The sequence below is a fragment of the Nostoc sp. 2RC genome, from assembly GCF_014222165.1.
In the GTDB taxonomy this organism is placed as follows: Bacteria; Cyanobacteriota; Cyanobacteriia; order Cyanobacteriales; family Nostocaceae; genus Nostoc; species Nostoc linckia.
The window spans coordinates 22,616-30,912 of record NZ_JACKZU010000048.1 but is presented as its reverse complement, the minus strand read 5'-3'; the positions used below and the strand labels follow the sequence as shown (position 1 = coordinate 30,912).

Below are 8,297 nucleotides of genomic sequence, written 5' to 3'. Positions count from 1 at the left end.
AGCAGGTGTGTTCTCTTTAGAAGATGCTTTAACCATTGTGGCAACAAGGGGAAAACTAATGCAACAGTTACCCACAGGGAGTATGCTGGCGATTCCACTGCCACAAAAAGATGTGCAATTTATTTTAGACGCGAACGCCTTCTATACTAGGTCTTTACAGATAGCAGCTATTAATAGTCCGTCTTCGTGCGTTGTTTCTGGTATTGTTGAAGCGATCGCCACACTCCAAAATCAATTATTCTCTCAAGGGATTGAATGTCGGCTGTTGCACACATCTCATGCCTTTCATTCTGTAATGATGCAACCCATGTTGGAGGCATTTGTGCAAGCTATGAAAAAAGTCAAACTTCAGCCGCCAGAAATTCGCTTCATTTCCAATGTTACTGGCAGTTGGATTAGAGATGAGCAAGCCACAAATCCCAACTACTGGAGTCAGCATTTGCGACAAGCTGTGAGATTTTCGGATGGTATATCTCAGCTTTTGCAACAGTTTGAAGGTGTTTTTCTGGAGGTGGGGCCGGGACGAACCTTAAGCACATTTGCAACACAGCATCTCAAATCTAATGCCAAACAACGGGTGTTGACTTCCTTACGTCATGCTAAGGAAGAACAATCGGATGTGGGCTTTTTGTTACAAACATTAGGCCGGATGTGGTTGGCTGGTGTAGAAATAGATTGGTCAGGATTTTATACTCATGAACGGCGTCATCGTGTTCCTTTACCTACTTATCCCTTTGAGCGACAAAGATACTGGATTGACACTAAATCACCATCACTTTCTACAAGTAGAAAATCTGTAAATTTAGATAAAAAACAAGACATTCCCAACTGGTTTTATATACCTTCATGGAAACGTTCTTTACTACCTCCATCTCCTTTAGAATTAGAGAATAAACAATGGCTGTTGTTTGTGGATGAATGTGGCGTGGGTTCCCAATTAATTCATAAACTGAAACAGCATGAAAAAGATGTGATTGTAGTGAAGATAGGACAACAGTTTAGCAAACTCAACGATCGTACTTATGCGATTAATCCGCAAAGTCGAGATGACTATGAAGTATTGCTTCAAGAACTGCTTACACTTGGTAATATTCCCCAAAATATTGCTCATTTATGGAGTTTAAATTCCGTTGAGCATCGTCAAATAGGTCAGTATCTAGAATTCAACAGTTTGCTGTTTTTAACCCAAAGTCTTGGAAAACTAAAACTTAGCGATTCTCTGCAAATATTGGTTATATCAAACCAGATTCAAGAAGTTAATGGTAATGAAACTCTCGATCCACAAAAAGCAACTGTATTAGGCTTATGTAAGGTTATTCCTCAAGAGTATCCTCATATCGTTTGTCGGAGTATAGATTTTGTTTTAAATCAACGCCTAAATGGCTTTGCCTCAGAGGAAATAACAGGAGACAATTGCAGTTATATTATAGACCAAATCATCAACGAAATTAATGCTTTATCTCCTGATTTGGTTGTTGCATATCGCGATCGTTACCGCTGGGTTCAAACATTTGAACCAATAGATTTAGAGTCAGCAGTTGTAGAAAAAACTCTCCTAAGAAAAGAAGGTGTTTACCTCTTTCCAGGGGGATTAGAAAGTTTTGGAGTTGTACTCGCAGAATATTTGGCAAAAACCCTACAAGCAAAACTCATATTTATTGAAGATTCCGTTTTTCCAGAAAAAGATGAATATTCCCAATGGCTTAAAATTCATCCTCAAGAAGATGAAGTGAGTCGCAAAATCCAAAAACTCTTAGCATTAAAGGAATTAGGTACAGAAGTTTTGGTAGTACGTGCAGATACAACTAATTATGAACAAATGTATGAAAGCCTTGCACCTGAGAATATTGGTCAAATTAATGGGGCGATCTATTCAAATGGAAGAATATGTGAAAATATATTTTGCTCGATTCCAGAAATTACTCAAACAGAGTTAGTAAAAATACTTGAGTTTCAACATCAGAATATTACCATATTAGAACAAATTTTCGAGAGTAGAAAATTAGATTTTTGGCTCAACTTTTCTTCTTTATCTACCATTTTAGGAGGAATGGAATTAGGTTTATACTCAGCATTTAATCAATTAATAGATACATTTACTCAAAAACATAACCAAAATACATCTTTACTTTGGATTGCCATAAATTGGGATAAATTACAACTGAATAGCAGCCAAGAGCAAAAAAAATTTAGACAGATATCCCAGACAGAATTAGCAATTACTGAAAAAGAAAGTGTAGAAGTATTTCAACGGATATTTTCTTTAGGAGAAGTAACTCAGTTTGTTGTGTCCACAGTGGATCTTAAAACGAGATACGAAGGCACATTTAAACTTAACCCTCTACTAAATTCAAAGTCTTGCAATCAAGTAGATTCATCCTCAGCTTACTTCAGACATAACCTGAGTAATTCCTATGTTGCTCCAACTAACAAATTAGAAAAAGAAATAGCCGAAGTTTGGCAAGAAGTTCTGGGGATTACACAAGTAGGTATTTACGATAACTTCTATGAATTAGGAGGAGACTCTTTGATTGCAACTCAACTAGTTTCTCGATTGCGAAGCAAGTTTCCAGTGGAGTTACCACTGCGCGACCTTTTACTGCAAGCAATGGTACCAGCCAAGCAAGCGGAAATGGTTGAGCAACTTCTTTTGGAGAAAATCGAAGAATTATCTGAAGAACAAGTGGAAGTTCTTTTGAGTAAAGAATAATGCTCAATTAATAATTACAAATGATTTTTAACAATGGATAAACAACACTCGAATTTATCACCTGCAAAAAAAGCTCTTCTAGAAAAATGGAAGGGAGGAAAGTTTCAAGTTGATAAAATTTCACAGCGTCACTTTTCTCACAATATTCCCCTATCTTTTTCTCAAGAAAGACTGTGGTTTATTGACCAACTTTACCACGGAAGTTCTTTCTATAATATTTCTAGTGCTTTTCATTTAAGAGGATTGCTTAATATTACGGCACTGAAGCAAAGTCTGAATGAAATCCTCAAGCGTCATGAAGTTTGGCGCACAATTTTTGTACTTGTTAATGGACAACCAGTACAGCAAATAGCACCGGAATTAACTTGGGAATTACCTATTATTAACTTTGAGCATTTTGGTAAAAACTGGGAACCTAATGTTAAACAACTTGCAATTGATTCAGCAAATAAACCCTTCAATTTAGCTAAAGGGCCTTTAGTTAGAGCAACTTTAGTGCGCTTGGGAGGGGAAGAACACATTTTCCTTTTGACCATGCATCACATTATTACAGATGGATGGTCTATTGGTGTGTTTTTAAAAGAGTTAGCAACGCTATATGCAGCATTTTCTACAAATCAGCATTCTCCCTTACCCGAACTCCCCATTCAGTATGCAGATTTTGCGATTTGGCAGCGCGATCGCTTACAAGGTAAAGTACTAGAAACTCAATTCAAATACTGGAAGCAACAATTGGGTGGCGAACTACCTTTACTCCAGTTACCTACAGATTATCCGCGTCCTGCTGTTCCAACTTTTACTGGTGCGAAGCAATACTTTACGTTCTCTAAAACCTTAACAGATGCACTCAACCAATTAAGCCAGCGCGAAGATGTCACTTTATTTATGACTTTACTGGCAGCATTTAATACATTACTATACTGTTATACAGATCGAGAAGATATCTTAATTGGTTCGCCAATTGCGAACCGCAACCGAGCGGAATTAGAAGGGATGCTGGGTTTATTTGTCAATACTTTGGTGTTGCGTAATAACCTGAGTGGTAATCCACGCTTTTCGCAACTTCTACACCGAGTACGCGAGGTGACTGTAGATGCTTATGCACATCAAGATTTGCCTTTTGAGAAGCTTGTAGAAGAATTGCAACCAGAGCGGGACTTAAGCCGGAATCCACTTTATGAAGTTATGTTTGTCCTGCAAAATACGCCAAAATCTATGCAGGAAGTTTCTGGTTTAACCTTGCGTCCTTTGCAGTTGGATAACGGTACAGCTCAGTTGGATATTTTCCTATCCATGTCCGAATCTCAACAAGGTTTAACAGGGTTTTTGGAATACAACACAGACATTTTTGAGGATATAACAATTAGCCGATTTATCAATAATTTTCAAACTTTATTGGAAAGTATTGTTCAAAATCAAGAGCAGCAAATTTCAGAATTATCACCACTAACTGTTAAAGAGCGAGAGCAACTGTTATTTGAGTGGAACAAGACTGAGGCAGATTATCCGCAAAATGCCTCTCTACATCAATTATTTGAACAACAAGTCGAACGATCGCCTAATAAATTAGCATTAATTAGTCAAACCCAAGAACTGACTTATTCCCAACTGAACCAAAGAGTTAATCAGCTTACCCATTATTTACAAAAACAAGGTGTAGGAGAAGAAACTCTTGTTGGTATTTGCCTCGAACGTTCAGTAGAAATGGTTGTGGGGATTCTGGCTATTTTCAAAGCTGGTGGTGCTTACATTCCTCTCGATCCTAATTATCCAGTAGAACGCCTTGGATTCATGCTGTCTGATTCTCAAGTATCGGTGTTAATCACCCAACAAGAGATATTAGAAAAACTGCCTGTATCTTCAGCTAAAATTGTTTGCCTAGACATCCACAAAGACGAAATTATTCAAGAAAGTCAGGAAAATCCTGTCAACTCCTCAAAAGCTGATCATCTCGCCTATATTATCTACACTTCTGGTTCTACAGGCAATCCTAAAGGTGTTCTTGGTACTCATCGCGGTACAGTCAATGGTTTGCATTGGCTGTGGAAAACTTATCCCTTTGCAACAAAGGAGGTTTGTTGTCAAAAAACAGCTATTAGTTTTGTAGATTCAGTATGGGAGATTTTTGCACCATTACTTCAGGGAATTCCCACTGCAATTATTCCTGATGCAATTGTGCTAGACCCACAATTATTTATAGAAACTCTGGCAAATTACAAAGTGACGCGGATAGTACTTGTTCCGTCACTACTGCGTTTATTTTTTAATAGCTATAGTCATCTGATCAAAAACTTATCACATCTAAAACTTTGGATAACCAGTGGTGAATCACTATCTATTGATTTAGCTCAAACTTTCCGAAAACTAATGCCATCGGCAAAACTAATCAACCTTTATGGTTCATCGGAAGTTTCTGCGAATGTCACTTACTACGACACGAGTTTGCTGACAGATAAATTAACTAGTGTTCCCATTGGTCGCCCTGTTGACAATACTCAAATATATGTACTAAATAGTCATTTACAAGCAACTCCTATAGGAGTGATTGGCGAACTATATGTTGGTGGTGATGGATTAGCCAGGGGATATTTAGATCGTCTGGAATTAACTCAGGAACGCTTTATTAATAATCCCTTTGTTCCGGGAACTAAACTTTACAAAACTGGTGATTTAGTGCGTTATCTCAACGATGGCAATCTTGAGTATTTGGGTCGCCGTGATGACCAAGTAAAAATTCGCGGCTTTCGGGTGGAACTGGGGGAAATTGTTGCAGCGATCGCACAACATCCAGATGTGCGAGAATCTGTTGTTATTAACCAAGATCAGGCTCAAGACTCAAGCCGTCTGATTGCATATATCGTGACAGATAAGCAAGACATAGCGACACAACTGTTGCCAAAATTGCAACAAAAGCTGCCAAATTATATGATTCCATCTGCTTTCGTGGTATTGGATGCAATACCCCTAACACCTAATGGGAAAGTAGATAAACGATCTCTGAGTGCGTCTACCCTTGCAACCGACCAGGTTATCCGACAAAACGCCACTCAATCTTTTGTTGCTCCCCGAAATTTTACAGAATTAGGCTTGGTGAAGATTTGGGAAAATCTTCTGAATACTAAGCAGATTGGGGTAACAGATAACTTTTTTGATGTGGGTGGTCACTCATTTTTAGCAGTTCGCTTAATGGCTCAAATTTACGATCGATTTGGGCACAATCTTCCCCTATCTAATCTTTTTGAAAACCCAACTATTGAAAAACTAGCGACTATTGTCAGTCAGCCATTCCGTGATAGCTCCAGTTCTCCTCTAGTAGCAATTCAGTCTTCTGGTTCTAAGATGCCTTTCTTCTGTATACATGGTGCCGGTGGAGGTATTCGTAACTATTTCAACTTGTCTAGAAGACTGGGTGAAGACTATCCATTTTATGCTTTAGAACATATCCCTGACCAAGAGGAACCTGAAATAATTTCAGTAGAGAAAACAGCGGCTCACTACATCCAGGAAATTCGTCAGCGACAACCAAATGGCCCTTATCTTTTAGGTGGTTTTTGTTACGGTGGTGTCATTGCTTTTGAAATGGCACAACAATTGCAAAGGCAAGGTCAAATGGTAGGTTTATTAGTTGTCATCGACGCTATCTTGCCTGAAACTACCATTAAACCAGGAGAGGATGATGATGCAAAATTCTTACTCCGCATGGCAGAATCAATTAAAACTAACAATAGTATAGACTTTTCAGTTCCTTTTGAAGAACTGCAAAATTTATCACTAGATGAGCAATTTTACTTGATAAATAAAAAAACAAACTTTATTTTTAGCGACACAGAGATTAAGGATTTTCTCCGTTATTACAAACTTTTCAAAGTTCATGTCCAAGCGATGCGAGATTATGTCCCACAAGTTTATCCTCATCAAATGAATCTCTTCCGAGCGAATGAGGCAATTATTCATGACTTTCAAAGTCCAGAATTTCATACTGATGACCCCTTACTAGGTTGGGGCAAATATTCCAGCCAATCTATACAGGTCATTGAACTTCCAGGGGATCATTTCTCAATGTTCGTTGAACCTCATATTCAGGAATTAGCAAATCAGTTAAGAATTTGTATTGACGATGCTCACTTTTATATAAAGAACGCGAGTAAAAAAGACCGATGAAACTACCCCCAGGGCCGCAAACCCCCACTTGGCTGCTAAATCAGCAATTCCAAGCTGACCCTTTTGGCTATATGGATGCTATTAACCAACGCTATGGTGACTTAGTTACCTTAATGTCAGATTCTAACCCAATAGTCTATGTCAGCAATCCCTCAGCGCTCAAGCAGATTTTTACCAACACCAAAGAAATTACAGCTAGGGGTGAATTGAACCAAAACTTTGCTTTTATGACAGGAAAGCAAGGAGTACTTCAACTCGATGGTTTACGTCACAAACATCGGCGCAAGCTATTAATGCCTGCTTTTCATGGTGCGCGGATGCAAGCTTGTGGACAACGTATCTGCGAACTCACAGAAAAAATCATGAGTCAACAGGCGATGCCTGCGCCGGGCTATGCCTACGCAAAACCTTTCATTGCCTACCCTACTATCGAAGATATCACTCTGCGGGTGGGTATAGAAGTTGTCTTGGGTTTAAACGAAGGCGATCGCTATGAGAAAATTAAGCATCTATTTGCTTGTGCCAACAAACAAGCCCAATCTCTTCTATTTAAACTCGCCACAAAACTCCCCTTTGGGCAACGGGATTTAGGTCGCTGGAGTCCGTGGGGATACCGTCTCCACCTCCGACGAGAACTTTTTCAAATGCTGTACGCCCAAGTCCAAGAACGCCGTCAGCAGGCAAATCGCTCTCGCACTGATATCCTCTCTGAGCTGTTATTTGCTCATGATGAAACAGGCGAACTACTAAGCGATGAAGAGGTGCGTGACCTCTTATTGTCACCGATATTCGCGTCTGGTGATGCTTCTGCAACTGCGATCGCTTGGGCACTATACTGGGTTCACAGTTTACCTATTGTTCACGAACGATTGCTTCAAGAACTCGATAGCCTGGGTAATTCTCCAGATCCAATGAGTATTGCAGCATTGCCTTACCTCAGTGCTGTGTGTAATGAAGCTTTGCGAATTTACCCGACTCAGTTATTCACATTTCCCCGGTTGGTAGAATCACCACTTGAAGTGATGGGTTATGAATTGAATCCAGGAACAATACTCATTGGTAATATTTATTCAACCCATCAACGTGAAGATTTATATCCACAACCAAAGAAATTTCAGCCAGAGCGCTTTCTAGAAAAACAATTTTCGAGCTATGAATTCCTCCCATTCGGTGGCGGCGCTCGTAATTGTATTGGTGGAGCTTTTGCTTTGTTTGAAATGAAGCTTGTACTAGCAACGATTCTTTCACATTATCAGTTAGCACTAGTTAATAAACGACCAGAAAAACCAAAATTTGAAGGTCTGATTTGTTATCCATCTAGTGGCGTGAAAATGCTCATACATAGTCGGCGTCAAACACAGTCGCAGCCATTGGTTGTTAGTTCAATTTAACAGCTATTGATTATTAAACAATTAGCAATAAAAAA

3 protein-coding genes are annotated in these 8,297 nt (G+C 39.1%); all 3 read left to right on the top strand.

The genetic code is table 11. The features are described 5' to 3' along the window. Positions 1-2,710, top strand: a 2,710-nt coding sequence (locus GNE10_RS08285) for an acyltransferase domain-containing protein (RefSeq protein WP_185564518.1), incomplete at its 5' end; no start/stop codon positions are given. A 33-nt stretch (positions 2,711-2,743) separates the two neighbouring features. Further along, positions 2,744-6,871, top strand: a complete 4,128-nt coding sequence (locus GNE10_RS08280; RefSeq protein ID WP_185564516.1) for a non-ribosomal peptide synthetase — start codon at positions 2,744-2,746, stop codon at positions 6,869-6,871. Further along, the gene (locus tag GNE10_RS08275) at positions 6,868-8,262 is read left to right on the top strand and encodes a cytochrome P450 (RefSeq protein ID WP_185564513.1); all 1,395 of its coding nucleotides are present in this window, start codon (positions 6,868-6,870) and stop codon (positions 8,260-8,262) included. The genes GNE10_RS08280 and GNE10_RS08275 overlap by 4 nt, the downstream gene beginning before the upstream one ends. Positions 8,263-8,297 lie beyond the last annotated feature (35 nt).

Excerpts from the sequence above, each read along its gene's own strand:
- GNE10_RS08275 (WP_185564513.1), top strand. The coding sequence starts at position 6,868 with ATGAAACTACCCCCAGGGCCGCAAACCCCCACTTGGCTGCTAAATCAG.
- GNE10_RS08280 (WP_185564516.1), top strand. The coding sequence starts at position 2,744 with ATGGATAAACAACACTCGAATTTATCACCTGCAAAAAAAGCTCTTCTA.